Origin of the sequence: Nonomuraea sp. C10 (genome assembly GCF_008017515.1) — a bacterium.
GTDB lineage: Bacteria > Actinomycetota > Actinomycetes > Streptosporangiales > Streptosporangiaceae > Nonomuraea > Nonomuraea ferruginea.
The window spans coordinates 1,927,517-1,954,294 of sequence record NZ_VPFF01000003.1 but is presented as its reverse complement, the minus strand read 5'-3'; the positions used below and the strand labels follow the sequence as shown (position 1 = coordinate 1,954,294).

General features: G+C 71.7%; 28 protein-coding genes and 1 pseudogene. 14 read left to right on the top strand and 15 right to left on the bottom strand.

All coding sequences use genetic code 11. From position 1 onward, the window contains the following. Positions 1-41 precede the first annotated feature (41 nt). Complete coding sequence (locus FR742_RS41120) at positions 42-380, top strand: hypothetical protein (protein WP_148036589.1); 339 nt, start codon at positions 42-44, stop codon at positions 378-380. Here the strand turns inward: FR742_RS41120 and FR742_RS41115 are convergent. Next, on the bottom strand, positions 319-2,037 hold the full coding sequence (locus FR742_RS41115) for an alkyl/aryl-sulfatase (RefSeq protein WP_148036588.1): 1,719 nt from the start codon (positions 2,035-2,037) through the stop codon (positions 319-321). The genes FR742_RS41120 and FR742_RS41115 overlap by 62 nt on opposite strands. A 124-nt stretch (positions 2,038-2,161) precedes the next feature. Between FR742_RS41115 and FR742_RS41110 the strand changes: the two genes are divergently transcribed. From FR742_RS41110 to FR742_RS41100, 3 genes and pseudogenes are all read left to right on the top strand, one after another. Next, positions 2,162-2,803, top strand: a complete 642-nt coding sequence (locus FR742_RS41110) for an HAD family phosphatase (RefSeq protein ID WP_261809056.1) — start codon at positions 2,162-2,164, stop codon at positions 2,801-2,803. 20 nt (positions 2,804-2,823) lie between these two features. Continuing rightward, on the top strand, positions 2,824-3,762 hold the full coding sequence (locus FR742_RS41105; protein ID WP_148036586.1) for a ribose-phosphate pyrophosphokinase: 939 nt from the start codon (positions 2,824-2,826) through the stop codon (positions 3,760-3,762). Positions 3,763-3,810: 48 nt separating this feature from the next. Next, a pseudogene (locus FR742_RS41100) lies at positions 3,811-4,389 on the top strand (SDR family NAD(P)-dependent oxidoreductase); the annotation flags it as partial. 6 nt (positions 4,390-4,395) lie between these two features. Here FR742_RS41100 and FR742_RS41095 read toward each other — a convergent pair. After that, positions 4,396-5,166 carry an SDR family oxidoreductase gene (locus FR742_RS41095; protein WP_148036584.1) on the bottom strand — a complete coding sequence of 257 codons (771 nt, stop codon included), beginning with the start codon at positions 5,164-5,166 and terminating at the stop codon, positions 4,396-4,398. Between the two features lie 84 nt (positions 5,167-5,250). On the opposite strand from FR742_RS41095, the gene FR742_RS41090 reads away from it, so the two are divergent. Then, positions 5,251-5,979, top strand: coding sequence for a nucleotidyltransferase domain-containing protein (locus tag FR742_RS41090; protein ID WP_148036583.1), 729 nt, complete (start codon positions 5,251-5,253; stop codon positions 5,977-5,979). Here FR742_RS41090 and FR742_RS41085 read toward each other — a convergent pair. Beyond that, positions 5,963-6,526 carry a TetR/AcrR family transcriptional regulator gene (locus FR742_RS41085; protein WP_261809055.1) on the bottom strand — a complete coding sequence of 188 codons (564 nt, stop codon included), beginning with the start codon at positions 6,524-6,526 and terminating at the stop codon, positions 5,963-5,965. The genes FR742_RS41090 and FR742_RS41085 overlap by 17 nt on opposite strands. Positions 6,527-6,604: 78 nt before the next feature. Here FR742_RS41085 and FR742_RS41080 point away from each other — a divergent pair, with 78 nt between their 5' ends. Then, a complete protein-coding gene (locus tag FR742_RS41080; RefSeq protein WP_148036582.1) occupies positions 6,605-7,012 on the top strand; it encodes a hypothetical protein in 408 nt (135 codons plus the stop codon). Between the two features lie 53 nt (positions 7,013-7,065). On the opposite strand, the gene FR742_RS41075 is transcribed toward FR742_RS41080, so the two are convergent. The 6 genes from FR742_RS41075 to FR742_RS41050 form a co-directional block, all read right to left on the bottom strand. Next, a complete protein-coding gene (locus FR742_RS41075; RefSeq protein ID WP_148036581.1) occupies positions 7,066-8,070 on the bottom strand; it encodes an ABC transporter ATP-binding protein in 1,005 nt (334 codons plus the stop codon). Continuing rightward, positions 8,067-9,044, bottom strand: coding sequence for an ABC transporter ATP-binding protein (locus FR742_RS41070; protein ID WP_148036580.1), 978 nt, complete (start codon positions 9,042-9,044; stop codon positions 8,067-8,069). Before FR742_RS41070 ends, FR742_RS41075 begins: the two co-directional genes overlap by 4 nt. Next, complete coding sequence (locus FR742_RS41065) at positions 9,041-9,925, bottom strand: ABC transporter permease (protein ID WP_148036579.1); 885 nt, start codon at positions 9,923-9,925, stop codon at positions 9,041-9,043. Before FR742_RS41065 ends, FR742_RS41070 begins: the two co-directional genes overlap by 4 nt. Next, positions 9,922-10,968 (bottom strand): ABC transporter permease, encoded by a 1,047-nt coding sequence (locus FR742_RS41060; protein WP_148036578.1) that lies wholly within the window; start codon positions 10,966-10,968, stop codon positions 9,922-9,924. The genes FR742_RS41065 and FR742_RS41060 overlap by 4 nt, the downstream gene beginning before the upstream one ends. Next, on the bottom strand, positions 10,965-12,770 hold the full coding sequence (locus tag FR742_RS41055; RefSeq protein ID WP_148036577.1) for an ABC transporter substrate-binding protein: 1,806 nt from the start codon (positions 12,768-12,770) through the stop codon (positions 10,965-10,967). Before FR742_RS41055 ends, FR742_RS41060 begins: the two co-directional genes overlap by 4 nt. A 120-nt stretch (positions 12,771-12,890) precedes the next feature. Then, the gene (locus FR742_RS41050) at positions 12,891-14,516 is read right to left on the bottom strand and encodes an ABC-F family ATP-binding cassette domain-containing protein (RefSeq protein WP_148036576.1); all 1,626 of its coding nucleotides are present in this window, start codon (positions 14,514-14,516) and stop codon (positions 12,891-12,893) included. A 330-nt stretch (positions 14,517-14,846) separates the two neighbouring features. On the opposite strand from FR742_RS41050, the gene FR742_RS41040 reads away from it, so the two are divergent. Together FR742_RS41040 and FR742_RS41035 are read left to right on the top strand one after the other, a co-directional pair. Continuing rightward, the gene (locus tag FR742_RS41040) at positions 14,847-15,392 is read left to right on the top strand and encodes a type 1 glutamine amidotransferase domain-containing protein (protein ID WP_148036575.1); all 546 of its coding nucleotides are present in this window, start codon (positions 14,847-14,849) and stop codon (positions 15,390-15,392) included. A 141-nt stretch (positions 15,393-15,533) separates the two neighbouring features. Next, entirely contained in the window at positions 15,534-17,066 is a 1,533-nt protein-coding gene (locus FR742_RS41035) for an amino acid permease (protein ID WP_222709281.1), read from the top strand. A gap of 25 nt (positions 17,067-17,091) precedes the next feature. On the opposite strand, the gene FR742_RS41030 is transcribed toward FR742_RS41035, so the two are convergent. Further along, complete coding sequence (locus tag FR742_RS41030) at positions 17,092-17,544, bottom strand: VOC family protein (RefSeq protein ID WP_148036573.1); 453 nt, start codon at positions 17,542-17,544, stop codon at positions 17,092-17,094. 174 nt (positions 17,545-17,718) lie between these two features. Between FR742_RS41030 and FR742_RS41025 the strand changes: the two genes are divergently transcribed. Together FR742_RS41025 and FR742_RS41020 are read left to right on the top strand one after the other, a co-directional pair. Next, positions 17,719-17,946 (top strand): FitA-like ribbon-helix-helix domain-containing protein, encoded by a 228-nt coding sequence (locus tag FR742_RS41025; protein WP_148036572.1) that lies wholly within the window; start codon positions 17,719-17,721, stop codon positions 17,944-17,946. After that, entirely contained in the window at positions 17,943-18,332 is a 390-nt protein-coding gene (locus FR742_RS41020) for a type II toxin-antitoxin system VapC family toxin (protein WP_148036571.1), read from the top strand. The genes FR742_RS41025 and FR742_RS41020 overlap by 4 nt, the downstream gene beginning before the upstream one ends. Before the next feature lies 1 nt (position 18,333). Here FR742_RS41020 and lipB read toward each other — a convergent pair whose 3' ends face one another. The 4 genes from lipB to FR742_RS41000 all read right to left on the bottom strand — a co-directional run bounded on the left by lipB (position 18,334) and on the right by FR742_RS41000 (position 20,653). Then, positions 18,334-18,969, bottom strand: coding sequence for a lipoyl(octanoyl) transferase LipB (lipB, locus tag FR742_RS41015; protein ID WP_148036570.1), 636 nt, complete (start codon positions 18,967-18,969; stop codon positions 18,334-18,336). A gap of 17 nt (positions 18,970-18,986) precedes the next feature. After that, positions 18,987-19,169: a PspC domain-containing protein gene (locus FR742_RS41010; RefSeq protein WP_148036569.1), complete on the bottom strand. Its 183-nt coding sequence runs from the start codon at positions 19,167-19,169 to the stop codon at positions 18,987-18,989. Between the two features lie 63 nt (positions 19,170-19,232). Beyond that, entirely contained in the window at positions 19,233-19,742 is a 510-nt protein-coding gene (locus FR742_RS41005) for an HAD domain-containing protein (protein ID WP_148036568.1), read from the bottom strand. Next, on the bottom strand, positions 19,739-20,653 hold the full coding sequence (locus FR742_RS41000; protein WP_148036567.1) for an AraC family transcriptional regulator: 915 nt from the start codon (positions 20,651-20,653) through the stop codon (positions 19,739-19,741). Before FR742_RS41000 ends, FR742_RS41005 begins: the two co-directional genes overlap by 4 nt. 74 nt (positions 20,654-20,727) lie before the next feature. Here FR742_RS41000 and FR742_RS40995 point away from each other — a divergent pair, with 74 nt between their 5' ends. Both FR742_RS40995 and FR742_RS40990 read left to right on the top strand, forming a co-directional pair. Then, a complete protein-coding gene (locus FR742_RS40995) occupies positions 20,728-21,543 on the top strand; it encodes an NmrA family NAD(P)-binding protein (protein ID WP_148036566.1) in 816 nt (271 codons plus the stop codon). 100 nt (positions 21,544-21,643) lie between these two features. Further along, positions 21,644-22,474 carry an undecaprenyl-diphosphate phosphatase gene (locus FR742_RS40990; RefSeq protein WP_261809054.1) on the top strand — a complete coding sequence of 277 codons (831 nt, stop codon included), beginning with the start codon at positions 21,644-21,646 and terminating at the stop codon, positions 22,472-22,474. Here FR742_RS40990 and FR742_RS40985 read toward each other — a convergent pair. After that, complete coding sequence (locus FR742_RS40985) at positions 22,405-23,595, bottom strand: MFS transporter (protein WP_148036565.1); 1,191 nt, start codon at positions 23,593-23,595, stop codon at positions 22,405-22,407. The two genes, FR742_RS40990 and FR742_RS40985, sit on opposite strands and share 70 nt — an antisense overlap. Positions 23,596-23,683: 88 nt before the next feature. On the opposite strand from FR742_RS40985, the gene FR742_RS40980 reads away from it, so the two are divergent. Continuing rightward, positions 23,684-24,001 (top strand): helix-turn-helix transcriptional regulator, encoded by a 318-nt coding sequence (locus FR742_RS40980; RefSeq protein ID WP_148036564.1) that lies wholly within the window; start codon positions 23,684-23,686, stop codon positions 23,999-24,001. Then, on the top strand, positions 23,988-26,777 hold the full coding sequence (locus tag FR742_RS40975; RefSeq protein WP_148036563.1) for an ATP-dependent RNA helicase: 2,790 nt from the start codon (positions 23,988-23,990) through the stop codon (positions 26,775-26,777). Before FR742_RS40980 ends, FR742_RS40975 begins: the two co-directional genes overlap by 14 nt. The last annotated feature ends 1 nt before the right edge of the window (position 26,778 follow it).

Here is a 26,778-nt window from a genome sequence, read left to right as displayed (position 1 = left end):
GCGGGGCGCTCGGCCGGGACCCGGCGGGTTACCGTGAGTAGGTGACTCGTGACGCTCGGGGGCAGCTCTGGCTGGTGGCGGCCACGCTGGCGTGGGCGGTGCTCGCGATGCTGTCGCCGCCGCTGGTCTGGCTGGTGTTCCCGCTGTTCTTCGGCTTCCTGCACGTGCTGCCGCTGTGGGCGGCGACGCTGGGCGTGACCGTGCTGACCTGCGTGAGCGCCGCGGCGGCGAGCTGGCACGCCGGTGGCCCTTCGGCGCCGCTGGTGCTCGGGCCGGTGCTGCTGGCGGCCGCGGCCACGCTGCTGTGGACGCGCCGGTTCAGGGGGTCACGATCGCGAAGCCGGGCACAGGGGCGTCCAGCGCGGCGAACAGGCGCTTGAGCGCCCGCATGTCGCCCTCCCTCGACACCTCGCCGACGCCCCGCCCCGCGAGCAGGGCGACGAGCTGGGCCTGGGTGAGCCGCAGCGTCAGGTCGACCGGCCCTTCCGGCGGGTCCGCCTGCCGGATGAGCACGCCGTTGGACAGCACCGTGCGGTAGCGGCGGCCCAGGTCGGTCAGGTGCCAGTCGATGGCCAGGTTCTCGCTCCAGGCCTTCGGGCCGTCCACCCGGACGGCGAGCGCGTCCAGGACCTGCTCGGCGCCGAGCGCGGCGAGCGTGCCCGGCGCGACGGTCCCGCCGTCCGCGGCCGCGATCCCGTCCGTGAGCTCCAGCGCCCCCATCAGGTACGCGTTGCGCCAGGCGGGGTCGCGGGCCCCGTGGCCGAGCCGGGTGTAGACCTCGGCCAGCAGGTCGCGGGCCCGCTTGTTGCCCTCGTCCGCGAAGACCGCGTGGTTGAGGAGCTGGGCGGCGAAGCGCAGGTCGCCGCCGGCGGCGTACCTCTCGGCCAGGGCCACCACGGCCGCGCCGCCGCCGAGGCACTCCACGTAGCGGATCGCGCTCTGCCGGGGCGGGTGCTCCCACAGGTGGGCCGGGTTGCCGTCGAACCAGCCCAGGTAGTGCTGGTAGACGGCCCTGATGACGCCGGCCGAGCCGGGCAGGGCGGCCAGGGCGGGCGGCAGTTGCAGGCACTCGGCGATCTCCTGGGGGGTCAGGCCCTTGTTCATCAGGCGCACGGTCTGGTCGTGCAGGTAGGAGTGCAGGTCTCGGTGCCGCTCCAGCAGGTGCGTGACCTCCTCGCCGCCCCGTACGGGCTCGTGGTGCGCGGCGAAGGCCACGTCGGCGCGGCCGGCGAAGAGCGTGACCGCCTCCGACAGGGTGCGCGTCCACAGCCGGGGATCGCACCCGCCCGGCGGGTCGCCGGCGTTCACCGCCAGGCCGAGCGCGCGCCGCTCGGGCAGCAGGAACGCCAGCGCCGCGCCGGGCACGAGCTGGAACAGGAACCGCACCCCGTCGAGCGTCTCCTCCTGGCCGGTCCGCTCGATCAGCGCCGTGGGCGGGACCAGGGAGACCGTGCCCGCCGACCGCGTCGGGCCGAGCCGCCCCTCGGGCCCTCCCGGCAGCGCCGGCCCGTAGGTGTAGGCGGCCCGGCGGTTCGCGGCGGGGGCCGCGTACAGGAACTCCTCGGCGGCGCGGTTCAGGAAGCCGGCGGGGGCGAGCACGGGCACGCCGCCGAGGGTGACGCCGCGGGAGCCGCCGAAGCGGTCGGCGCGGGAGTGCGAGTAGATCACCGCCGAGACCGGCCGGTCCCCGCGGTGCCCGCGGTACAGCCGCAGCGCGGCGACGGCGCACTCGGCGGAGCGGAGCGGGTCCACGACGACCACGCCGGTGTCGCCCTCCACGAGGGTCATCGCCGCCCGGTCGAGCCCGCGTACCTGATAGACGCCCTCGGCCACCTCGTACAGGCCGCGCCGGGCGAGCAGCCCCGCCTGCGCCCACAGGCTCGGGTGCGCCGTGGCCGGGCAGCCGCCGTCCACGCGTCCGTACGCGTCCGCGTCCCACACCACCTTGCCGTCGGCGTCCCTGACGACGGCGGAGGCGAGCGGGGCGACGAAACCCGCGCCCCTATCGTCGTCAGCCTCGTACGGAAGCTCGGCCATGCCTGAGAAATGCCCGGAAAGCAGGATGGGCACGGTCAACGTACGTACGAAACACCGTGAACCTCCCTTGGCTTGACTTATCGGGAAATAGTGGACGACCGAGAGCATGGGTAGGGTCTTCTCCGTGGAAGCCTGCGTATTCGATCTCGACGGCGTGCTGGTCGACTCCGAGCCGGTGTGGGAGGAGGTGCGCCGCGCCTTCGTCGCCGAGCACGGCGGCACCTGGCAGGACGACACCCAGTCGCGGCTCATGGGCATGAGCACCGCCGAGTGGGCGTCGTACCTGCACGAGCTCGGCGTGCGGCTGCCGCCGGACGAGATCGCCCGGCAGGTCGTCGACCGGATGGCCGAGCGCTACCGCGCCCACCTGCCGCTGATGAAGGGCGCGCCCGAGGCGGTGCGGCGGCTCGGCGACCACTTCACGCTCGGGCTGGCCAGTTCCTCGCCCCGGCGGCTCATCGACGTGGTGCTCGAGTCGAGCGACCTGCACGACTGCTTCGACGCCACCGTCTCCACCGAGGAGGTGGACCGCGGCAAGCCCGCCCCCGACGGCTACCTGAAGGTGGCCCGGCTCCTCGGCGTCGATCCCGACGAGTGCGTGGCGGTCGAGGATTCCAGCAACGGGCTGCGCTCGGCGGACGCGGCCGGCATGCGGGTCGTCGCCGTCCTGCACCCGCGCTACCCGCCCGCGCCGGACGCGCTGGTCCTGGCCTGGCGCATCGTCGAGCGTCTGGACGCGCTCACCCCCGAGCTGCTCGACGGGTGATCCGCTACTCTTTGGAAATCGTGCGAGACATCACGGTTTTCAGTGGCAGCGCCCATCCCGAGCTGGCCGAGGAGATCTGCTCCCACCTCGGCGTCCCCCTCCATCCTGTGCGCGTCTCGCGCTTCGCCAACGACGTCATCGCGGTCCAGCTCCAGGCCAACTGCCGCGAGCGCGACGTCTTCCTGATCCAGCCGCTGGTGCCGCCCACCCAGGAACACCTGGTGGAGCTGCTGCTCATGCTCGACGCCGCCCGGGGCGCCTCGGCGGCGCGCATCACCGTCGTGCTGCCCCACTACGCCTACGCCCGCTCCGACAAGAAGGACGCGCCGCGCATCTCGCTCGGCGCCCGCCTGGTGGCCGACCTGATGGTGGCGGCCGGGGCCGGCCGGGTGCTGACGATGACCCTCCACTCGCCGCAGGTCCACGGCTTCTTCAGCGTCCCCGTCGACCACCTGCACGCGCTGCGCGAGCTGGCGGCCCACTTCTCCCGCCACGACCTGTCCGACACCGTCGTGGTCTCCCCCGACCTGGGCAACGCCAAAGAGGCCGCCCACTTCGCCCGCCTGATCGGGGCCGATGTGGCGATGGGCGCCAAGCAGCGCTTCAGCGACGACCGCGTGGTGATCAGCTCGGTGATCGGCGACGTCGAGGGCAAGGACGTGATCATCCTGGACGACGAGATCGCCAAGGGCAGCACCGTCATCGAGCTCCTCGACCGCCTCCGCGAGCGCGGCGTCCGCTCCGTCCGCGTCGCCTGCACCCACGGCCTGTTCTCCGACGGCGCGATCGAGCGGCTCAGCGCGCTGCCGGAGGTCAAGGAGATCGTCTGCACCAACACCGTCCCCCCGCCCAAGCCCGGCGACAAACTCACGGTCCTGTCCATCGCCCCGGCCCTCGCCGAGGCCATGCGCCGCATCCACTTCGGCGAGTCCGTCAGCGCCCTGTTCGGCACCCCGTGATCGACACCGGACTGGCCGCACACGACCCCCTCCGGCTCCGCCGCGGAGGAACTGGCCGCCGAGCTCGGTGACGCGATCGCCGTCGAGGCCGACCTGGCCGCGCCGGACGCGGCGGCGCGGCTGCTCGGCGCGGTCGAGCGGCGGCTCGGGCCGGTGGACGTGCTGGTGAACAACGCCGCGCACTGCGAGTCGCCCGACGCGTTCGGCTCGCTCACCGCCGGCGGGCTGGCCCGCCACTACGCGGTGAACGCCGTCGCCCCCGCCCTGCTCCTCGACGAGCTGGCCAGGAGGGAGCGGGCCGCGGCCGTGGTGAACATCAGCACCGACGCCGCCCGCGCCTTTCCCGGCCAGATCGGCTACGGCACGTCCAAGGCCGCGCTCGAAGCGCTCACCCGCGCGGCCGCGCTCGACCTCGCCCCGCTGGTGCGGGTCAACGCGGTCGCGCCGGGGCCGGTGCAGACCGGGTGGATGGACGAGGAGACGTACGCGCGAGCCCGCGAGATCGTGCCGCTGGGGCGGGTGGGCGAGCCGGAGGACATCGCCGGCGCCGTCGTGTTCCTGGCCTCACGGCAGGCGCGGTGGATCACCGGGCAGGTCATCCAGGTCGCCGGAGGGCACGCGCTCTGACGGCGGTCAGGCGGAGATGCCGCCGTCGCTCTTCAGCAGCTGGCCGTTGATCCAGCCGCCCTGGGGCGAGCAGAGGAACTGCACCAAGTCGGCGGTGTCGCGCGGGGTGCCGAGGCGACCCAGCGGGGTGTGCTCGGCGCAGGTGGCCTTCAGGTCGTCGGGCATCCACCCGGTGTCGATCGGGCCGGGGTTGATCACGTTCGCGGTCACGCCGAGGTGGGCCAGCTCGCGGGCGGCGGCGAGCGTGATGCGGTCCAGCGCGCCCTTGCTCGCCCCGTACGGGAGGTTGCCGACGACGTGGTCGCTGGTGAGCGCGACGATCCGGCCGGTGCCGTGGGCGCCGCGGAACCGGCGGCCGTACTCGCGGATCAGCAGCCAGGAGGCGCGGGCGTTGACGGCGAAGTGGCGGTCGAAGCTGGCCACGGTCGTGTCGAGCAGCCCGGAGTCGACGGACTCGCAGTGGCACATCACCAGCGCGGTGACGTTGCCCAGCCGGCTCTCCACCTCGTCGAACACCCGCGCCGGCGTCTCCGTCTCGACCAGGTCGGCCTCCACGGCCGCGACGGCCGCGCCCTCGCCCGCCAGCGCCTTGCGGATCGTCTCGGGGGCCCCGGCCTCGGCGCCCCACGCCATCCGCTCGTCGTACGGAGTCCAGTAGGTGAAGCCGACGTCCCACCCGGAGGCGGCCAGCCGGGTCGCGATCCCGGCCCCGATCCCCACAGTCCTGCCCACCCCGGTGATCAGCGCCACGGGCCGCGCACTCTGCTCGAAGCTCATCCGGAGATGGTCCCCGAGCGGGCGTGTCCGGGGCAATGCCTTTAACCGCTTGTCATCGAACCATGGAGAGGGAGAGTAGAGATCATGCACACCTCTACCGAGATCCTGCTCACCCGGTTCCTGTCGGAGGCCGGGGCCGCCGTGCCGCTGATGGCGGTGTGGGCGCACGGGTCACTGGCCAAGGGCGACTACCAGCCGGGGCGGAGCGATCTGGACCTGATCGCCGTGGTCCGGGAGCCGCTGGACGAGCGGCGGCGCGACGCTGTGGAGCGGCTGCACCGAGGGCTGGACGGGGCCCTGGCCGAACGGCTGCACTGCTCGTACATGACCGACGGGCAGCTGTCCGAACACGGACGGGAGCACGTGACGTGGGCGATGGGCGAGCTGTTCGAGCGGCCCGTCACCGCCGTGACCCGGCGGGAGCTGCTCACGGGGGCGCTGGAGCTGTACGGACCGGGGCCGGACGCGCTGATCCCGCCGGTGTCCGACGCGGAGCTGGCCGCGTTCGTCCAGGCCGATCTGCGGGACTTCTGGCTGGTGAAGACGCGGGGCCGGCGGCGGTGGCTGCTGGACGAGTGGGTGGACCTGGGCATGGTCACGGTGGCGCGGGCGGCCGTGACGCTGCGGGACGGGCGGTTGATCAGCAAGCGGGAGGCGCTCGATGTGCTCGGCGAGATGGGCGCGCCGCCGGTCGTGGTGGACGGGATCAGGGCCCGCAGGTACGGGACGGACGGGCCGGTGCTGAGCCGGTTCCGCAGGGCGAAGCTGGCCCGCCGGTTCATCAGGCAGGCGATCGTCAGAGTGCTCGCGTGAGGCGGCGCAGCGCGCCGGTGATCTGCTCCGGGCCGAGCGTCCGGCGCTGCTGGACGTAGACGTCGGGGGCCAGCGGGGCGAGCAGGACGTCGGCCAGCGCGTCGGGCCCGGGGGTGCCGGCGGCGGCGAGCAGGGAGCGCACGTGCGCGCGCCAGAAGCCGTACGCGCCGGTCTCGAACCGCGAGCGGCCCACCTCGCTGCCCAGCACCAGGTGGGCGTGGTCCTCCAGCAGGCCGACCATGGCGGCGTAGAAGGCGGCCAGCCGCTCGGCCGGCGGCGCGCCGGGACCCAGCGGCGGGTCGCCGCGCAGCAGTTTCTCCTGCAGGGCGCGCTCGTGCTCGTCGAGCAGGGCGACGGCGATGGCGGCGCGGTCGGGATAGCGGCGGTAGAGGGTGCCGCGGCCCACGCCGGCCGCCTTGGCGATGTCCTCCATCGTCACCTCGTGCGGCGGCCTGCTCGCGAACAGCTTCGCGGCCGCGTCGAGGACGCGGGCCCGGTTGCGCGCGGCGTCGGCTCTCTCCATCAGCAGTCGGGGGCGATGCTCCACCCCATCCTCCTTCCAACCGTACGGGCAGTCTCGCAGAGCCGCCTTTGTAAGGCACCGGCCGCCTGCCACCAAGTACAGGTGTGGATCGACGAAAAGAGCATGGCCGGTGCGTCGCGAACAGGCGGAGTTCGCCACTTCGAGGAGGCCGACCGGCTGGAGAGGGATCTGCGGGCGGCGGGCGTCAAGGCCGACGTCACCTACCTCGGCCCCGGCAAGCGGTGCGAGCGCGACCGGGGAGTGAGCAAGCTCCTGCCGGATGGTGCCGTCCACATGCGGAAGGGCGGGCTGGACATCGACCCGCGGCTCATCGACGAGAACCACACGCTGGTGCTGGAGTTCGCCGAGAGGGGCGGGGAGGACCCCGGAGTGGTGTGGACGCTCGCGACCATGATGATCCCCGGCGAGCCCGGCCCCTGCGTCGTCGTCGACGACCCGGACTGGGACGACCTGGGCGGCCCGGAGGGACAGCCTCCCGCGGGCAGCTGACCCCGGAACGACGCGGTCCCGGCCGCCGATACCGGGCCGGGACCGCGCGCCTTTCAGCCGGTGGCGTCCGCGTAGTAGCAGGCCGCCTGCGCCCCGGCCGAGGCGGGCAGGATCTCCAGCAGCTCACCCCTGCACCGGGCGTCCACGCCCGCCTCCGCGGCCCTGCCGGAGGCGAGCACCTGGCAGCGGGCGTGGAAGCGGCAGCCGCCCGGGATCCTGGTCGGGTCCGGCGGCTCGCCGGTCAGCACCACCCGTTCGGGAGACTCGGGCAGCACCGACAGCAGGGCCTGCGTGTACGGGTGACGCGGCGCGGTCAGCACCTGCTCGACCGGCCCCGACTCGACGATCCGGCCGAGATACATGACCGCCACCCGGTCGGCGATGTTCCACGCCAGCCCCAGGTCGTGCGTGACGACCAGCGCCGACAGGCCCAGCTCGTCGCGGAGCCTGAGCATGAGCGCGAGGATCTCGCCGCGCACCGACGCGTCGAGCGAGGCCACCGGCTCGTCGGCGATCAGCACCTTCGGGTCCAGCGCCAGCGCCCCGGCGATGACCACGCGCTGCCGCTGCCCGCCGGACAGCTCGTGCGGGTAACGCAGCAAGAACCGCTCAGGCGGCCGCAGCCCGGCCCTGGCCAGCGCATTGTTCACCACGTCAGCCTCGTCCGGCAGGCCGTGGATGCGCGGACCCTCCGCCACCGCCTCGTAGACGGTCTGCCGGGGGTTCAGCGAGCCCATCGGGTCCTGAAGGACGAGCTGCACCTGCCTGCGGTAGTCCTTGAGCGCCCGGCTGGCGTACCGCAGCGGCTCTCCCCCGTACCGGACCGTGCCGGACGTGGGCTTCTCCAGGCCGAGCAGCGTGCGCGCGAGCGTGGTCTTGCCGCAGCCGGACTCGCCGACCAGCGCCACGATCTCGCCCTCGCCGACCGCGAGGTTCACGCCGTCGACCGCGCGGGCGCGGCGCCCGCGCGAGGCGAACTCCACGTGCAGGTCGCGGGCCTCCAGGAGGGTACGGCGGGCCGTGGTGACCTCCTCGGCCGGGGCTTGCGTCTCTGTCATGCCTTCTCCTGTACGCGGTCCCGTACGTGGACGCAGGCGGCGGCGCGGCGGTCGCCGGCGGGCCACAGCTCGACGTCCAGCGTCGGGCACTCCTCCAGCGCGACCGGGCAGCGCGGGTGGAACGAGCATCCCGTCGGCAGGTCCATCGGGTCCGGCGGGTCGCCGCCGAGTCCCTTGGGCGCCAGCCGCGACGCCGGGTCGCCGACCGTCGGGAACGCCGCCGCCAGCGCCTGGCTGTAGGGATGCCGGGGGTCGTGGAACACCTCGCGCGACGGGCCCTGCTCGACCACGCGGCCCGCGTACATGACCGCGAGCCGGTCGCACACGTCGGCGAGCACCGACAGGTCGTGCGAGATCATGACCAGGGAGATGTCGTGCTCGGCGACCAGTTCCTTGATCAGCGTCAGCACCTGCGCCTGCACCATCACGTCGAGAGCCGTCGTGGGCTCGTCGGCGATGATGAGCCGGGGCGAGCAGGCGAGCGCCATCGCGATCATGACGCGCTGGCGCTGGCCGCCGGACAGCTCGTGCGGGTAGCTGCGGGCCCGCCAGGCGGGCAGGCCGACCTGTTCCAGCAGCTCGGCCACCCGCTTGCCGGCCTCGCCGGGCTTGGCCAGGTTGTGCACGAGCAGCGGCTCGGCGATCTGTTCGCCGATCCTGTGCACCGGGTTGAGTCCGTGCTGGGCGCCCTGGAACACGATCGACGCCTGGGCCCAGCGGACCGCGCGCAGGCGGCCCCACTTCATGGTGAGCACGTCCTCGCCGTCGAGCAGGATCCGGCCGGTGACGCGGGCGTCGCGCGGCAGCAGCCGCAGCAGCGCCATGGCCAGCGTCGACTTGCCGGACCCCGACTCGCCGGCGACCCCGAGGGCCGCCCCGCTGCCGAGCGTGAGCGACACGCCTCTCACCGCGGGCACCTCGCCCTCGGCGATGCGGTACGTGACCGAGACGTCGTCCAGTTCCAGCAGACTCATGCCCCTGCCTTCCGGAGTCGCGGGTTGAGCACGGTCTCCAGCGCCCGGCCGCAGAGCGTGAACGCCATGACGACCGCGAGGATGCACAGGCCGGGGATGAGGATGTACCACCAGGCTCCGTAGCTGGCCGCGTTCCAGTCGTAGGAGCCGCGGAGCATGGTGCCCCAGGAGGTCTTGTTCGCGGTCACGCCGAGGAAGGCCAGCGTCGACTCGGTGACGATGGCGCTGGCGACCTGGAGCGTGGTGCTGGCCAGCAGCAGCGGGGCGACGTTCGGCAGCACGTGGCGGGTGGTGATGTGCCAGTGGCCGCCGCCGAGCGCCTTGGAGCGCTCGATGTACGGCCGCGCCTCCACCGCCAGCGTCTGCGCCCTGATGAGGCGGGCGGTCGACGGCCAGGAGGTCACGCCGATCGCCATGATGATGGTGAACGTGCTGCCGCCCAGGATGGCCGCCAGGACGAGAGCGGTGACCAGCGAGGGCAGCACCAGGAACCAGTCGGTCACGCGCATGATGACGGCGCCGATCCAGCCGCGGAAGTGGCCGGCGGCGATGCCGAGCACGGTGCCGATGCCCACGGTGAGCAGCGCGGCCAGGAAGCCGATGAGCAGCGACGTGCGCGAGCCCCACCAGACCATGAGCAGGATCGAGCGCCCGGACTCGTCGGTGCCGAACGGGTAGTCCAGGCTCGGCGGGGACCATCGGGGCCCGGTGTTCTCGACCACGCTGGTGACGCCCTGGTCGATGAAGAGCGGCGCCACGACGGCCAGCGTCACGGCCACGACCAGGATGACCAGGCCGGCCAGGCCGCCGCGCTGTTTGCGGAAGTCCTCCCAGAACCGGCCGAGCGCCCGCTTCCTGCGGGTCCACGTGAAGGTGCTCATGCGGACCTCACCCTCGGGTCGAGGAGGTGGTAGACGATGTCGGCCAGCGTGTTCATCAGGATCACGGCGACCGTGATGAGCATGAACGTGCCCTGCATGAGCGTGAAGTCGGGCACCGAGATCGCGTCGTAGAACAGCTTGCCGAGCCCCGGCCAGCTGAAGACCGTCTCCGTGGTGACCGCGCCGCCGACGACGAAGCCGATGTTCATGAACACCAGCGTCACCGTGGGCAGCAGCGCGTTCGGCACGGCGTGCCTGCGCCGCAGGTCGTCGTCGCGCAGGCCCTTGGCCCGCGCGGTGTTGATGTAGTCCTGGCCCAGCTCGTCGAGCAGGGACGAGCGCATGACCAGCAGATACTGCGCGTACACCACCCCGACCATGGTCAGACAGGGCAGCACCATGTGCCAGGCCACGTCCAGGACGTAACCGAAGCCGTCGGGCGCGTCGACGCTCTCGATGCCCCGGGTCGGGAAGATCTGGAGCCAGGCGGCGAACACCATCATCAGCAGCAGGCCGAGCCAGAACGTCGGCACCGACCACAGCACCAGCGAGGTGGCCGTGGAGAACCGGTCGAACCGGCCGCCCGGCCGCCACCCGGCCCTGGTGCCCTGCCACAGGCCGAGGCTGACGGCGATGACCAGACCGACCCCGGTGAGCAGCAGCGTCGGCCCGAGGCGCTCGCCGATGAGGTCGAGGACCGGCCGCTTGTACTCGTAGGAGGTGCCGAGGTCCAGGCGGAGCGTCTTGCCGACGAAGTCGAGGAACTGCTCGGGCACCGGCTTGTCCAGGCCGAGCCGGCTCCGTTCCAGGTCGAGCTGCGCCGGGGTCATGTTGCGGCCCTGCGCGAGGTTCCGTACCGGATCTCCGGGGAGGAGCCGGAAGAGGAAGAACGTCGCGACGATCACCATGGCGATGCTCAGCAACGCCCCGCCGGCCTTGGTGAGCGCGTAGCGCAGCACGCCGCGGCGGGCGGGGCGGTCGTCCCCAGCGGGGCCCGCCGCCTGGGCGGCGGCGGGCTCTGCTGCTTCGAGCGGTGCTGTCATTCGCGGTCGTCCGCGGCGGACTTGCGCCGCCTGGTGAGGAAGAACGCGCCGACGCCGATCACGACCACGGCGCCGACCACGCCGGCGATCAGAGCGGTGTTGGAGCCGCCCTCCTCGGCCGTGGCCGAGGACTCGACGGCCTCCAGCGAGTAGAACGGCCAGAAGCTGCTCGCGCCGTACAGGATGCCGTCCTGCTCGGGCACGGACGTGATGCTCTTGATCCGGTCCTTGCGGTAGCCCTCGAGGTCGTTGGTGTAGTAGATCGCGATGACCGGGGCGTCGGTGTAGAGGCGCTCCTGCATCTGCTTGATGAGGTCGGCCCGCTTGGGCCGGTCGAGCTCCTTGAGCTGCTCCTGGTAGAGCTTCTCGAAGGTGTCGTCGCAGTAGAACGACTCGGTGCCGCCGCCCTCACCGGACGGGGTCGGCCGCCGGCTGCACAGGTGCGTCGCCAGGACCTCCTCCGGGTCGGGGTTGACCGACCAGCCGGAGATCGCGATGTCGAACAGGCCGGTGACGCCGGTCTCCTCGGTGAACTTGCTGGAGTCGAGCTTCTTGGTGGTCAGCGTGACGCCGATCTCCTTGAAGAAGCCGGTGAGGTACTCGGCGAGCTTGTCCTCGATCGGGGTGTCGGTGTGGATGCTGAAGCGGAACTCCAGCTTGCGGTCACCGTCGGGCATGGTGCGGACGCCGTCGGCGCCCTTCTTGTAGCCGGCGTCGTCGAGGATCTGGTTGGCCTTGGCCGGGTCGTAGGAGACCTTGGTGTCGCCGGCGGCCTCCCAGAAGAAGTCGGTGTACATGGGCGGCACGATGGAGCCGTGCGCCGGCTTGGCCAGGCCGTTCTGCACCTCGGCGACGAGCTTGTCCTTGTCGATGGCGTGGTGCAGCGCCTGGCGGACCTTCTGGTCCTTCAGCGCCGGGTGGCCGTCGCCCACTTCCTTGTCGTCGGTGGTCGTGGCGCCGTGGTTGATCTGCAGGTAGACGCCTCGGCGGCCCTGCTGGTTCCACTGCACGATGTTCGGGTCGCCCTTGAGCGACTCGAACTCCGGCGGGTTGAGCCGGCCGATCAGGTCGATCTCGCCGTTCTTCAGGCCGATGATGGACGCGGCCGGGTTCTCGTAGAAGACGACCTGGAGCTCGTCGATCTTCGGGGCGCCGCGCCAGTAGTTCGGGTTGGCCTGCAGCTTGACGTACTGGTCCTTCTTGTGCTCGACGGCGATGTACGGGCCGCTGGTCACGGCCGGATACTGGTCGCCGGAGAAGTCCGCGAGGTTGCCGACCTTCTCCCAGACATGCTTGGGCATGATCGGGATCGGGTTCTCCAGGATCGAGGCCTGGGGGTTCTTCAGCTTGATGACCAGGTCCTGGCCGTTGGCCGTGACGCTCTCGAAGTTCTCCGCGGCCGGACCGTTGGCGGTCTTGGCCGCGTCATCCGTCATGATCTTGTTGAACGTCCAGGCGGCGTCCTCGGCGGTGACCGGCTGGCCGTCGGACCACTTGGTCTCGCGGATCTTGAAGGTCCAGGTCAGACCGTCCTCGGAGCTGCTCCACGACTCGGCCAGGTCCGGGCTCGGCTGCAGCGTCTTGCTGTCCGGAACCGTCAGGAAGCCGTACATCCAGCGGTGGATCGAGGTCGACACCAAGCGGACGGCGAGGAACGGGTTCATGGAGTCAACGGCCTGGGTAGCGCCCACGCGGATGATCTTCTTTCCCGCCGCGGGGTCCTGGGCCAGAGCCACCTGACCCTGACCGGCCACCAATAGCGCGAAGCCCAGCACTGCCAGGCGTGCGAGCCATTTCCTCATGTGTGCCTCACCTTCAGGCGGGGGGTTATCTGTGTAGAGCACGGCACACCATAGGAACTACGCATGTCAACGAGATACGGAGAATTGTTTCATCTTCGTATCTTTGTGCGGTGTAAATTTTCAGTGGGACTCGGACACGCGTCCCTGGTCCACCACGAGCCTCCTGTCGACGCTGACCGCCTCCAGCATGCGGCGGTCATGGGTGACGAGCAGGAGCGTGCCGGGATAGCCGGCCAGCGCCGACTCCAGCTGCTCGATCGCGGGCAGGTCGAGGTGGTTCGTCGGCTCGTCGAGCACCAGCAGGTTGACGCCCCTGGCCTGCAGCAGGGCCAGCGCGGCGCGGGTGCGCTCGCCCGGTGAGAGCGTCGAGGCGGGCCGCAGCACGTGGTGCGCCTTCAGCCCGAACTTGGCCAGCAGCGTGCGCGCCTCACCCGGCACCAGGTCGGCGTGCGCGGTGAACGCGTCGAGCAGCGCCTCCTCCCCCTCGAACAGCCCGCGCGCCTGGTCGACCTCGCCCACCACCACGCCGGAGCCGAGCGAGGCGTGCCCCTCGTCCGGCGGGACGCGCCCGAGCAGGGCGCCGAGCAGCGTGGTCTTGCCCGAGCCGTTGGCCCCGGTGATCGCCACCCGCTCCGCCCAGCCGATCTCCAGGTCGACCGGCCCCAGCGTGAAGCCGCCCCGCCTGACGACCGCGCCGCGCAGCGTGGCCACCACCGCGCCGGAGCGGGGCGCGACGGCGATCTCCATGCGCAGCTCCCACTCCTTGCGCGGCTCCTCGACCTCCTCCAGCCGCTCCAGCAGCTTCTCCGTCTGCCGGGCCTTGGCGGCCTGCTTCTCGGTGGTCTCGACGCGGGCGTTGCGCCCGATCTTGTCGTTGTCGGACATCTTGCGGCGGGCGTTCTTGACGCCCTTCTCCATCCACGCCCGCTGCCTGCGGGCGCGGCCCTCCAGGTCGGCGCGGGTCTCGGCGTACTCCTCGTAACGCTCCCTGGCGTGCCGCCTGGCGACCTCGCGCTCGTCCAGGTAGGCCTGGTAGCCGCCGCCGAACAGGTGGATCCGCTGCTGGGCCAGGTCGAGCTCCAGCACGTCGGTGACGGTCCTGGCCAGGAACTCGCGGTCGTGGCTGACCACGACCGTGCCGGCCCGCAGGCCCTTGACGAAGCTTTCCAGCCGGTCGAGCCCGTCGAGGTCCAGGTCGTTGGTGGGCTCGTCGAGCAGGAACAGGTCGTAGCGGCTGAGCAGCAGCGAGGCCAGCCCGGCGCGGGCCGCCTGACCGCCCGACAGCGAGGTCATCGGCTGCTCCAGCGCCACCGGCAGGCCGATCGCCTCGGCGCGCTCGTCCAGGTCGGCGCCGCCCAGCGCCAGCCAGCGCTCCAGCGCCACACTGTAGGCGTCGTCGGCGCCGGGCGCCTGATCGGCCAGGGCCTGCGCGGTGGTGTCCAGGTCGCGCTGCGCCCGCGCCACGCCGGTGCGGCGGGCCAGGAACTCCATCACGGTCTCACCCGGCCTGCGGTCGGGCTCCTGCGGCAGGTAGCCGACGGTGGCGGCGGCCGGGCTGAGCCGGATCTCGCCCTCCTCGGGCCGGTCGAGGCCGACCATCATGCGCAGCAGGGTCGACTTGCCCGCGCCGTTGGCCCCCACCAGGCCGATCACGTCGCCGGGGCTCACGACCAGGTCCAGCCCCGTGAACAGCACCCGCTCCCCGTGACCGGCAGCCAGCCCTCGCACCACCATGGTCGCGCTCATGTACGGCGATGCTACTAGGCTCCGCTGAATGTCCCGTTTGCCGGTTATGGTGGCCGCCCTCGTCACGGTCGTCCTCGGACTCGGCGTCCGGCTGCTCTGGGACGCCCCTGGGCCGCCGCGCTCACCGCGGCCGGGCTGAGCTGGGCGATCGAGTTCACCCAGCTCCTCGGCATCCCCGTGGTGCTGCGCCCGCTGCTCGGCAGCACGTTCAACCCGCCCGACCTCTTCTGGTACGCGGCCGGCGCCGCGACGGCGTGGGCCGCGCACATCGCGTATAGATCGGGAACTCACGGATAGGGGGTGAGAAACCACGAAATAGGGGGTTTCATCATGCTCCAGGACAAGACCATCGCTTTCCTGGTCGCGCCCGAAGGGGTCGAGCAGGTCGAGCTCACCGAGCCGTGGAAGGCCGTCAAGCAGGCCGGTGGCACGCCGAAGCTGATCTCCACCGAGCCGGGGCAGATCAAGGCGTTCAACCACCTGGACAAGGCCGACACGTTCGCCGTGGACGGCACGGTCGAGGAGGTGTCGGCGGCCGACTTCGACGGGCTCGTGCTGCCCGGCGGCGTCGCCAACCCCGACTTCCTGCGCACCGACCCGAAGGCCGTGCGGTTCGTCCAGGACTTCTTCCAGGGCGGCAAGCCGGTCGCGGCGATCTGCCACGCGCCGTGGACCCTGATCGAGGCCGACGCCGTCCGGGACCGGCAGATGACGTCCTGGCCGAGCCTCCAGACCGACCTGCGCAACGCCGGCGCGAACTGGGTCGACGAGGAGGTCGTGGTCTGCGACGCCGGGCCGAACAAGCTGGTCACCAGCCGCAAGCCGGACGACCTCAAGGCGTTCTGCCAGGCCACGGTCGAGGTGTTCGGGGACTGACGTGACGGGGGCGGGCCGCGGCCCGCCCCCGCTCGCCCGAAACTCCTTGCGCGGGCCGCGGAAATGGTCTGGACGTATACCAAAGAATGGTCTAAACCTAGACCAAAGAGAGCGTCCTCCGCGCCCCCCAGGGAGACCTCAGTGAGCACAGAAGAGGATTCCAAGCGACTCGCCGAGCTCGGCTACAAGCAGGAGCTGGCCCGGACCTGGAGCGGATTCTCCAACTTCGCCATCTCGTTCTCCATCATCTCGATCCTCGCCGGCTGCTTCACCACCTTCGGCCAGGCCTGGAACAACGGCGGCCCCATCGCCATCTCCTGGGGCTGGCCGCTGATCTCCCTCTTCATCCTGATCATCGGCTTCTGCATGTCGGAGCTGGTCTCCGCGTTCCCGACCGCGGGCGGCATCTACTGGTGGGCCGCCAAGATGGGCAAGCCGATCCACGGCTGGTTCACCGGCTGGCTCAACCTGATCGGCCTCATCGCGGTCACCGCGTCCGTCGACTACGGCTGCGCGACCTTCCTCAACATCACCCTCACCCGGCTCACCGGCGGCGCCTGGGAAGGCACGCTCTCGCAGGCGTTCCTGCTGTTCGTGATCGTGCTCGGGTTGCACGCGCTGATCAACATCTTCAGCCACCGGCTCATCTCACTGCTGCAGAACGTCTCCGTCTGGTGGCACGTCTTCGGTGCCGCCATCGTGGTCGGGATCCTGGTCTTCGGCCCGTCCGAGCACCAGTCGGTGGGCTTCGTGTTCACCGAGACGATCAACAACTCCGGCTTCGGCGACGGCTCCAACGGGCTGACGTTCTGGCTGTACGTGCTGCCGCTCGGCTTCCTGCTCACCCAGTACACGATCACCGGCTTCGACGCGTGCGCGCACGTCTCGGAGGAGACCCAGGGCGCCTCCACGGCCGCCGCCCGCGGCCTGTGGCAGTCGATCTTCTACTCGGCGATCGGCGGCTGGATCGTCCTGCTGGCGTTCCTGTTCGCGGCCACGAACGTGGACGCGATCAACGAGCAGGGCGGCTTCGTCGGCGCGATCTTCGAGACCGCGCTCAGCTCGCCGCTGGCCACCGCCATCTTCGCGATCTCCACCATCGGCCAGTTCTTCTGCGGCATGAGCTGCGTGACGTCCATGTCGCGGATGACGTACGCGTTCGCCCGCGACGGCGCGGTGCCCGGCTGGCGGCTCTGGTCGCGGGTCGACCGCAACCGCACGCCGGTCAACGCCATTCTGGCCGGTTGCGGCGCCGCCGCCTTCATCACCCTGCCCGCCCTCTACGCCCCTCCCGGCCTGACCACCCCGGTGGCCTTCTTCGCCGTGGTGTCGATCGCGGTCATCGGGCTCTATCTGGCGTTCCTCATCCCGATCTGGCTCCGGCTGCGGATGGGCGACCACTTCGAGCCCGGGCCGTGGACGCTCGGGCGCAGGTACAAGGTGCTCGGCTGGATCGCGGTGATCGAGATCGCGGTCGTCTGCGTGTACTTCATCATGCCGTTCTCGCCGGCCGGGGTGCCCGGCGACGAGGACTTCACCTGGACGTCGGTCAACTACGCCCCGATCGCGGTGGGCGTGGTGCTGATCGGCATCGGCCTGTGGTGGTGGCTGTCGGCCCGCCACTGGTTCACCGGCCCCCGCCGCACCATCGACGAGGTCCCCATGGACGCCTGACATCTCCGGCGCGGCCCTCGCTACGTCAGAGCGGTTCGGAGGCGCCGCGCCTGGAGACGAAGACGCAGAACGGATGCCCGGCCAGGTCGGCGTACACGCGCAACGGCTCCTCCTCGTCGTCCATGCGGTCCAGCAGGAGCCGCCCGCCGAGGCTCAGGACACGGTCGTGCTGTGTCCGCAGGTCCTCGACCGACGGCACGGTCAGGTCCAGGTGCAGCTGCTGGGGCACGCCGTCCTGCGGCCAGGTCGCTTCCGGCAGCTCGTCGACCTGCTGGAAGGCCAGTTGCGAAGCTCCACCCGGGGTCCTCAGGACCAGCCAGTCGCGGCCCCGCTCGTCGTCGGCTCCCGCTTCCGGCGGCTCGTCACCGGGCCGGTAGACCAGCCCCAGCAGAGCCCGGTAGAACTCCGCGAGGGCCCGGGCGTCCGGGCAGTCGAGCACCACCTGGCACAGCCGAGGCCTGCTGTCCTGATCAGTCATCCGCGCCCCCGTGATCGTCGCCGACAGGGCTTCTGCACACGACGCCGGAGGCTAAACGCGGACGGCTCGTTCCTTCAGCTCAGGACGCCTCGAAGGCCGCCGCGACCACCGGGCGGAAGCTCCCGCTCCAGTAATGCTCCGAAATGCTGCTAGCAGTTTGCTAGCATCATCGTCATGGCGACTCTCTACATCCGCGACGTACCCGAACCGATCGCCGAGCAGCTCAAGGCACGTGCCGCCGAAGCCGGCCTGTCGCTTTCCGCTTACGTCGCCAGAGAACTGGCCGACATCGCCGCTCGGCCGACCAACGCCGAAATCGTGAAACGTTTGAAAGCTCGCGATCGCTCCCGAGGCCCGTCGAGTGAGGAAATCCTGCAAGCAGTAGCCGAGGGCAGGCGATGATAGTCATCGATTCCTCCGCCATGGTGGAGGCCCTCGTGGGCCGCGACGCCGACATGGAACTTCTCAGCGCGCTGCAAGCCAGCGTCCACGCTCCACACCTCCTTGACGTGGAGGTCCTATCGACGTTGCGCGGACTGGTGCTCGGCGGCAAGCTGCCCGCCGCGGTCGCCGAGCAGGCCCGGGCCGACTACCTGGCTCTCAACATCACGCGCTACGAGATGAAGGGGATAGCAGAGCGGATCTGGGAGCTGCGGCACAACTCCACCGCTTACGACTCCTGTTACCTGGCCCTCGCCGAAGCGCTGGAAGCGCCCCTTTACACCTGTGACGGCAAGCTCAACGGCTCCGGCCATGATGCCGAGGTGCAGGTTTTCCCGCGCGTGTGATTCAGGACGCCTCGAAGGCCGCCGCGACCACCGGGCGGACCCGGTCCATCGAGGCGTCGCCGAGCTCTCGCTGGAGCGAGGTCATGTCGACGTCCGGCATCCCGCAAGCCACCGCCCAGTCCCACGGCATCAGGTCGCCGTCGACGTTGAGGGCGAAGCCGTGGCTGGTGACGCCGCGGCTCTGCCGCATCCCGATGGAGACGATCTTGCGGCCGCTCTCGGCGGTCCACACGCCGGTGAGCAGCTCCGAGCCCGGCGGGGTGTCGCGCCGCTCGGCGGGCAGGCCGAGCTCGCCGAGGGCGGCGACAAGGCGCAGCTCCACCTCGCGCACGTAGTCGACGATGCCCTCCTCCTCGCCCAGCTTGACGATCAGGTAGCCGACGAGCTGGCCGGGGCCGTGGTAGGTGAGCTGCCCGCCCCGGCCCGTCTCCACGACCGGGATGCCGCGCGACGGGTCGGGCAGGTGGGCCGACGGGGTGCGCCGGCCGACCGTGTAGACCTGCGGGTGGCTGAGCAGCCAGAGCGTGTCCGGCCGTGCGTCGCGCTGGCGCTCGTCGACCAGCTCGGCCATGCGCTCCATCGCCTTGTCGTAGTCGACGAGCTCGTCCTGGATCAGTGTCAGCGGCCTTGCCCTCATGCCTTAGAGGATAATCCTCAGTACTTCTTCGGCTCTTCGGGGACCAGGATCCACATGACGACGTAGACGACCCACATCGGGCCGGGGAAGAGCGAGAGGATCAACCAGAGGACCCGGACGAGGGTGGGCGACAGGCCGAACCTGTCGGCGAGGCCTCCGCAGACGCCGGCGAGCATCCGGTGCTGTCGTGAGCGGTACATGGTGTCCCTCCGTGTGATGACGTTCTACTGAGAAGAACGCACGAGCCTCGCTCTCTTCTCCCACTACTGACCCTGAGAAAACCCTGTAAGGGTCAGCCACTCCCGCGCGGCGGCCAGATGCCGGCTGGTCAGACCCACTCTGCCGGGCACGTGGACGAGCAGGAATTCGCCGAGACCCTGACGAGCCCTGAGGTAGTCCTCGTCCTCCTGGTAGACCTGGTCGTCGAACCAGACGAACGGCCGGTCGCCGACGTAGTCGGCCACGTGGCGGGTCTTGAACATCTCGCCGTGCCGGCTCCCGTTCTCGCCGGGCGCCATCTCGATGACGGGCAGCGGCGGCAGGCCGAGCCGGGGCGCGATCCACTCGTTGGCGTGCTGCTCCCAGGTCGTCGCCCACACCAGCTCGGAGCCGGTCTCCAGCGCGAGCTCCATCAGCCGGGTGCCGTGGCGCTGGTTGAGGTGCACGGTGTAGACGGTGCTGCCGATCGTGCACCGGTAGCGGCGGAAGTCGGGGGACGGGCGGCCGGTGGGGTTGAGCACCCCGTCCACGTCCAGGAGCAGCAGCGGTTTCACCGGCCGGCCCCCACCCGGTGTTCCTGCGGGCTGACGCCGTGGGCCCGTTTGAAGGCCGCGCTGAGCGCGAACGGGCTGCCGTAGCCGACCTTCCTGGCGACCGAGGTCACGGTCGCCTCGGGCTCGCGGAGCAGGTCGGCGGCCAGGGCCAGCCGCCACCCGGTCAGGAACGCCATCGGCGGCTCGCCCGCCAGGTCGGTGAACCGCCTGGCCAGCGAGGCACGCGAGACCCCCACCTCGGCGGCCAGCGCGGCGACCGTCCACGGGTGCGCGGGGTTGTTCTGCATGATCCGCATGGCCTTGCCCACGACAGGGTCGCTCTGCGCCCGGTACCACGCCGGCGCCTCCCCGGTGGCGAACCACCCGCGCAGCGTGGCGATGAGCAGCAGGTCGAGCATCCTGTCGAGCACCGCCTCCTGCCCGGGCTCGTTCTTGACCACCTCCTCGCCCAGCATCTCGATGAGCGGCCCGCCGGGCTGGACGAGCAGCGGTGGCAGCGCCCGCAGCAGCCGCCCGCTGACCTCCCCGGCCATCAGGTAGGTGCCGACGATCATGGAGCTGGCGCCGTCGGGGTCGTTGCCCCAGGTGCGCACGCCCAGGTGCATCGCCTGGTAGAGCGACTCGCCGTCGAGGGTGGTGCACCGCTCGCCAGGGTGGATGACGATCTGCGGCGGGGTGCCGGGCCGGTCGGCGACCACGTAGGGCTCCGGCCCGCACACCACGGCCACCTCGCCCGGCCCCACCCGCGTCAGGCCGTCGCGGACGATCCACGCCTCGCCGCGCACCATGGCCAGCAGCGTGAGCGGGGCCTCGTCCTGCACGCGCATCGCCCAGGGCGGGTCGAGGAGGACTCTCAGCAGGAACGCGCCACGGGCGCGCGGGCCGTCGAGCAGCGCCGCCAGGTGATCCATGGTTAGACGATCGCATATGCCATTGCGCTTCTCAACCATGGAGAGTCTCACCGGCAGACGGCTTACTAGAGGGCATGACCATCCTGGTAACGGGCGGGACCGGCAAGACCGGCCGCCGGATCGCAGACAGGCTCGAAGCCCTCGGCCGGCCCGTACGCGTGGGCTCCCGTACGGGCACCCCGCCCTTCGACTGGGCGGACCGCGGCACCTGGAAGGCAGCCCTCCACGGGGCGCGCGCCGCGTACATCTCCTACTATCCCGACGTGGCGGTCCCGGGCGCGCTGGACGACGTGCGGGCGTTCACCGAGCACGCGGTGGCGGCCGGCGTCGAGCGGCTGGTCCTGCTGTCGGGCCGGGGCGAGCCGCTCGCCGAGGCCGCCGAGCAGGTGGTGCGCGAGTCGGGCGTCGCCTGGACGATCGTGCGGTGCGCGTGGTTCATGCAGAACTTCTCGGAGGGCTACCTGCTGGAGCCGGTACGCGACGGCGTCATCGCGCTGCCCGCCGGAGACGTGGCCGAGCCGTTCGTGGACGTGGACGACATCGCCGACGTCGCGGTGGCCGCGCTCACCGAGGACGGGCACGCGGGCAGGCTGTACGAGCTGACCGGGCCGCGAGCGCTCACCTTCGCCGACGTGGCGGCCGAGCTGTCCAAGGCGACCGGCCGCGACATCACGTACGTGCCGATCACCACCGAGGAGTACGCGGCGGGCGCGGCCGAGCACGGCGTGCCGGAGGACGAGATCGAGATGCTGACCATGCTGTTCACGGAGACACTCGACGGCCGCAACGCCCACGTCGCCGACGGCGTGCGGGCCGCGCTGGGCCGGCCGGCCGGGGACTTCGCCGGCTTCGCGCGGGACAACGCCGGGGTGTGGGCGAACGGCGGGTGAACCCCGGGGGTCCGCTCGCCGCGACTGGCCCGTCCGGGCCGCCGTTTCCGCTAGCCTCACCTCGTTACATCGTGCGCTCCTATCGGGGGAAGGTGCAGGCGTGATCGGCTGGATGGAAGCCGTGGTGCTGGGACTGCTGCAGGGGCTGACGGAGTTCCTGCCGATCTCCTCCAGCGCCCACATCCGCGTCGCCTCGGCGTTCTTCGGCTGGAAGGACCCCGGTGCCGCGTTCACCGCGGTCATCCAGCTCGGCACGGAAGCGGCGGTCCTGATCTACTTCAGGAAGGACATCTGGGAGATCACCTCCACCTGGACCCGCTCCCTGTGGACCCCCGCCCTGCGCTCCCACATCGCCGCCCGCATGGGCTGGTACGTGATCCTCGGCAGCATCCCCATCGCCCTGCTCGGCCTGCTGCTCAAGGACCAGATCGAGGGCGTCTTCCGCGACCTGCGGCTGGTCGGCACCACGCTCATCCTGTTCGGTCTCATCCTGTGGTTCGCCGACCGCACCGCGCGCAACAAGCTCACGCTCGCCAAGCACCTCAACGTGCCGCATTCCGTGGTGTACGGGTTCGCCCAGGCGGCGGCCCTCATCCCCGGCGTCTCCCGCTCGGGCGGCACCATCACGGCCGGCCTCCTGCTCGACTACCGGCGCGAGGAGGCCGCCCGCTACTCGTTCCTGCTGGCCATCCCGGCCGTCCTGGCCTCGGGCCTGTACGAGCTGTCGGAGATCGGCGGCGCCGAGACCCCGGCCTGGGGGCCCACGATCCTGGCCACGGTGATCTCCTTCATCGTGGGCTACGCCGCCGTGGCCTGGTTCCTGCGCTACATCAGCACCCACAGCTTCACCGGCTTCGTCGTCTACCGGCTCGCCCTGGGCTTCCTCGTCATCCTCGCGGTGACGCTCGGCTGGATCCCCGCCCTGGGCTGACCGCCCACCACCGGGCGGTAGGTCGCGAGGGTGAACAGCACCGTTGCCAGGCCGAGGCCGGTGGCCAGGGCGATCACGCCTGCTCGCCCGTACGCGTCGAGCACCAGCCCGCCGGCGACGCCCGCCAGCACGAGCCCTGTGTACTGGGCCGACGACAGCAGGCCGAGCCCGACCGGCACGTTGCCCGGCAGCGCCGCGACCACGCGATACTGCTGCGCGGGCGCCACCAGCCAGCCCAGGGCGCCCCACAGGAACGCCCAGACCAGGGCGACGGGCAGGGCCAGGTTGGCGACCGGGATCAGGGCCATGAGCAGCGTGGACGCCGCCAGCCCGCCCAGCACCATGCGGCGCGGCCCGTACGCGTCGGTGAGCCGGCCGCCGAGCTGGTTGCCCACGATGGCGCCCACGCCCCACGCCCACAGCACGGCGGGCAGCGGCAGGTCGAAGAGCGAGCCGATGTAGGTGTAGGCGGCGAAGGCCGAGGCGAACATGAGCAGCTGCGTCGCCAGCACCGCGAGCACGCCCCGGTCGGCCAGCGGCGCGAACCGCTCGCCCAGCCTGCCGGAGACCGCGATCCGCACGTCGGGCACCAGCGCCGCGATCCCGGCGAAGCCGAGCACCGCCAGCCCCGCCACCAGCCAGATGGTGGCCCGCCACCCGTACGCCGCGCCCATCCACGTGCCGAGCGGCACGCCGATGGCGGTGGCCACGCTCAGCCCGCCCATCACCAGCGCCAGCGCCCGCCCCCGATGCTCGGGACCGGCCAGCGCGGCCGCCACCCCCGACGCGGTCGGCGTGAACATCGCGGCCCCCGCGGCGGCGAGCACCCGCGTGGCCACCACCAGCGGGTAACCGGGCACGACAGCGGTCAGCACGTTGCCCAGCACGAACACACCCAGCCCGAGCAGCAGCAACGTCCGCCGCGGCATCGCCGCCGTCACGGCGGCCAGCAAGGGCGACAACACGGCGTACGCCAGCGCGAACACGGTCATCAGCTGGCCGGCGGCGGCCACGGACACGTCCAGGTCGGCGGCGATCGGGGTGAGCAGGCCCGCGGTGACGAACATGCCGGTGCCGACGGCGAAGTTCCCGGCGGCGAGGGGGTAGAGCCGGCGATTCACTGGTCCTCCGATGGATCAATTGGATGCCCATCAAACTGACGCACTGTTGGATCGTTGTCAAACAATAAAACCCGGTATCTTGGGGGGCATGCGCGCCCTGCCCCATCCGGCCACCGATGACATCGAGCTCACCGAGGTGCTGCGAGCGCTGTCCGACCCCGTACGCCTGGAGGCCGTCGCCCGCCTGGCCGCGGAGGGCGAGATGACCTGCGGCGACGTGGGCCGCAACCTGGGCGTGCACAAGTCCACCGCCTCCCACCACTTCCGCGCGCTGCGCGAGGCCGGCGTGGTCATGACCAAGCAGGACGGCAGGCAGAAGCTCATGAGCCTGCGCCGCGACGACCTCGACGCCCGCTTCCCCGGCCTGCTCGACTCGGTGCTCTCCGCCGCCCATGCCACCGTCTGAGACGCCGCCTGACACGCTGCCGATTCGGCGTGTGCTGCCGGATCTGCTCGCCGCGCTGGACGCGCACGGCAGTGCCGTGCTGACCGCTCCGCCCGGTACGGGCAAGACGACGGTCGTGCCGCTCGCCCTGGCGGAGGCGGGCATGCGGGTGGTGGTGGCCGAACCCAGGCGGCTGGCGGTGCGCGCGGCGGCCCGGCGGATGGGCGTAAGCTACGCGATCCGGGGCGAGCGCCACACCGGCGCCAACCCGATGGTGGAGGTCGTCACCACCGGCGTGCTGCTGCAACGGCTCCAGCGGGACCAGGAGCTGGCCGGGGTGGACGCCGTCATGCTGGACGAATGCCACGAACGCCACCTGGACGCCGACACGGCGCTGGCGTTCCTGCTGGACGTCCGCGAGACGCTCCGGCCCGGCCTGCGGCTGATCGCCGCCTCCGCCACCGCCGACGCCGCCCCCTGGGCCCGGCTGCTCGGCGGGCCGGTGGTGGCCGCGTCCGCCGTCACGCACCCGGTCGACGTCGTGTGGGCGCCGCCGCCGCGCCCGGTCGCCCCGCCGCACGGACTGCGCGTCGACCCCGCCCTGCTGTCGCACGTCGCCGGGGTCGTCCGGCTGGCGCTCGCCGAACGGGACGGCGACGTGCTCTGTTTCCTGCCCGGCGTCGGCGAGATCGCCCGGGTGGCGGCGATGCTCGACGGCGTCGAGGTGCTCCAGGTGCACGGCCAGGCCCCGGCCCGGGTCCAGGACGCGGTGCTCTCCCCCGGCGCGTCCCGGCGCGTGGTGCTGGCCACCTCGGTCGCCGAGTCCAGCCTGACCGTGCCCGGCGTGCGGGTCGTGGTCGACTCCGGTCTGGCCCGCGAGCCGCGCACCGACCACGCCCGCGGTCTCGGCTCCCTCACCACGGTGCGGGTCTCCAGGTCCTCGGCCGGCCAGCGCGCGGGCCGCGCCGGGCGTGAGGCGCCCGGCGCCGTCTACCGCTGCTGGTCCGCCGCCGACCACGACCGCCTGCCCGACCAGCCGAGCCCGGAGATCGCCCTCGCCGACCTGACGTCGTTCGCCCTCCAGGCGGCCTGCTGGGGCTCCCCCGACGGCTCCGGCCTGGCCCTTCTCGACCCACCCCCGCCCGCCGCCCTCGCCGCCGCACTCACCACCCTGCACACCCTGGGCGCCGTCCAACCCACCCCGGCCCGTACAACCACCCCAACCGGGGGAAACAACGCACCTCAAAGGGACGCGACGCGGGCGACGCCCTCTGTCCCTCAGGGAGACGACGCGCCTCCAACGGACGCGTCGACGCAGAGGACCTCCCCCGCCACCCAGGATGACAACGCGCCTCGAACGGACACGCCAGCACAAGGAACCGCCCAGAGAGACAGCACATCTCGAAGGAACGCGGCGCAGGCGACGTCCCTTGTCCACCAGGGAGACGGCGCGCCTGGAAAGGACGCGGTGCAGAGGACTTCCCCCGGTGGGGCGGTCATGTCCGTGCGGGTGACGGAGCGGGGGCGGCGGATGGCGTTGGCGGGGGTGCATCCCCGGCTGGCACGGGCTCTGCTCGACGTGGGTCCCGAGGCCGCCGAGGTGATCGCGCTGTTGTCGGAGCAGCTTCCGCGCGACGCGGGCGACGACCTGGTGGAGGTCTGGCGTGCGGCCCGTCGTGGGCGTGACGCCTTCACGGCTCGCTGGCGCGCCGAGACGCGGCGCCTCTCCCGTACCGCGGGCCATCGGACCCGGGAAAGGGACGCCACCCCTGACCGGTCCTCTCCGGACGGCAGGGGAAGGGCCCGCACGGAGGGACGGACGGCCACAGAACCCACCAAGAACGACGCACCCGCCCCGAAAACCCAGGACGAGGTGGCCGGGCTGGCCGTGGCGCTGGCGTTTCCCGAGAGGGTGGCACGGCGGCGAGGGGGCGGGTACCTCATGGCGTCCGGCACGGAAGCCCAGCTCGCGGAGGGCTCAAAACTGGCGTCGGCGCAGTGGCTGGCCGTCGCGGTGGCCGACCGCCCGACCGGGTCGGCGTCGGCGAGGATCCGCCAGGCGGTGGTGATCGACGAGCAGATCGCCAGGCAGGCGTACCCGGTGACGGTCGAGGAGGAGGTCGCCTGGAAGGCGCCGCCCGGATCGAAGCGGGGTGACGTGACGGCGCGGCTGGTCGAGCGGCTGGGCGCCGTCGAGCTGTCCGCCACGCCGCTGCCGGACGCCGACGTGCGCGACGCGCTCCTGTACGGGCTCCGTACCGAAGAGGTGCTGACCTGGACGAAGGAGGCACGCGCGGTCAGGGACCGGCTGGCGTTCTGCCATCGCGCGGCGGGCGAGCCGTGGCCTGACGTGAGCGACCTGGTCGCCCTGGCCGACCGGTGGCTGGAGCCTGAGCTGTCCCGCGCCCGTCGCCGCGCCGACCTGGAGCGGATCGACGTGGCCGCGGCGCTGCGCCGCCTGGTGCCGTGGAGCGAGCGGCTGGAGGCGGTGGCGCCGGAGCGGATCGAGGTGCCCACCGGTTCGCGAGTCAGGATCGACTACTCTGGCGAGCAGCCGGTGCTGGCGGTGAAGCTGCAGGAGCTGTTCGGCTGGCAGGAGGCGCCCCGGATCGCGGGCGTGCCGCTGCTGATCCACCTGCTCTCGCCCGCGGGCCGCCCGGTGGCGGTCACGGCGGACCTGGCGTCGTTCTGGCGCGACGCCTACCGGTCCGTACGCGCCGAGATGCGCGGCCGCTACCCGAAGCACCCCTGGCCAGAGGACCCCCTGACGGCCACCCCCACAAGGAGGACCCGATGAC

Excerpts from the sequence above, each read along its gene's own strand:
- FR742_RS41055 (WP_148036577.1), bottom strand. The coding sequence starts at position 12,770 with ATGAGGAAATGGCTCGCACGCCTGGCAGTGCTGGGCTTCGCGCTATTG.
- FR742_RS41050 (WP_148036576.1), bottom strand. The coding sequence starts at position 14,516 with ATGAGCGCGACCATGGTGGTGCGAGGGCTGGCTGCCGGTCACGGGGAG.
- FR742_RS41025 (WP_148036572.1), top strand. The coding sequence starts at position 17,719 with ATGGCGACTCTCTACATCCGCGACGTACCCGAACCGATCGCCGAGCAG.
- lipB (WP_148036570.1), bottom strand. The coding sequence starts at position 18,969 with ATGAGGGCAAGGCCGCTGACACTGATCCAGGACGAGCTCGTCGACTAC.
- FR742_RS40980 (WP_148036564.1), top strand. The coding sequence starts at position 23,684 with ATGCGCGCCCTGCCCCATCCGGCCACCGATGACATCGAGCTCACCGAG.
- FR742_RS41020 (WP_148036571.1), top strand. The coding sequence starts at position 17,943 with ATGATAGTCATCGATTCCTCCGCCATGGTGGAGGCCCTCGTGGGCCGC.
- FR742_RS41075 (WP_148036581.1), bottom strand. The coding sequence starts at position 8,070 with ATGACAGAGACGCAAGCCCCGGCCGAGGAGGTCACCACGGCCCGCCGT.
- FR742_RS41070 (WP_148036580.1), bottom strand. The coding sequence starts at position 9,044 with ATGAGTCTGCTGGAACTGGACGACGTCTCGGTCACGTACCGCATCGCC.
- FR742_RS40995 (WP_148036566.1), top strand. The coding sequence starts at position 20,728 with ATGACCATCCTGGTAACGGGCGGGACCGGCAAGACCGGCCGCCGGATC.
- FR742_RS41095 (WP_148036584.1), bottom strand. The coding sequence starts at position 5,166 with ATGAGCTTCGAGCAGAGTGCGCGGCCCGTGGCGCTGATCACCGGGGTG.
- FR742_RS41010 (WP_148036569.1), bottom strand. The coding sequence starts at position 19,169 with ATGTACCGCTCACGACAGCACCGGATGCTCGCCGGCGTCTGCGGAGGC.
- FR742_RS41060 (WP_148036578.1), bottom strand. The coding sequence starts at position 10,968 with ATGACAGCACCGCTCGAAGCAGCAGAGCCCGCCGCCGCCCAGGCGGCG.
- FR742_RS41090 (WP_148036583.1), top strand. The coding sequence starts at position 5,251 with ATGCACACCTCTACCGAGATCCTGCTCACCCGGTTCCTGTCGGAGGCC.
- FR742_RS41030 (WP_148036573.1), bottom strand. The coding sequence starts at position 17,544 with ATGACTGATCAGGACAGCAGGCCTCGGCTGTGCCAGGTGGTGCTCGAC.
- FR742_RS41000 (WP_148036567.1), bottom strand. The coding sequence starts at position 20,653 with ATGGATCACCTGGCGGCGCTGCTCGACGGCCCGCGCGCCCGTGGCGCG.
- FR742_RS40975 (WP_148036563.1), top strand. The coding sequence starts at position 23,988 with ATGCCACCGTCTGAGACGCCGCCTGACACGCTGCCGATTCGGCGTGTG.
- FR742_RS41040 (WP_148036575.1), top strand. The coding sequence starts at position 14,847 with ATGCTCCAGGACAAGACCATCGCTTTCCTGGTCGCGCCCGAAGGGGTC.
- FR742_RS41115 (WP_148036588.1), bottom strand. The coding sequence starts at position 2,037 with ATGGCCGAGCTTCCGTACGAGGCTGACGACGATAGGGGCGCGGGTTTC.
- FR742_RS41065 (WP_148036579.1), bottom strand. The coding sequence starts at position 9,925 with ATGAGCACCTTCACGTGGACCCGCAGGAAGCGGGCGCTCGGCCGGTTC.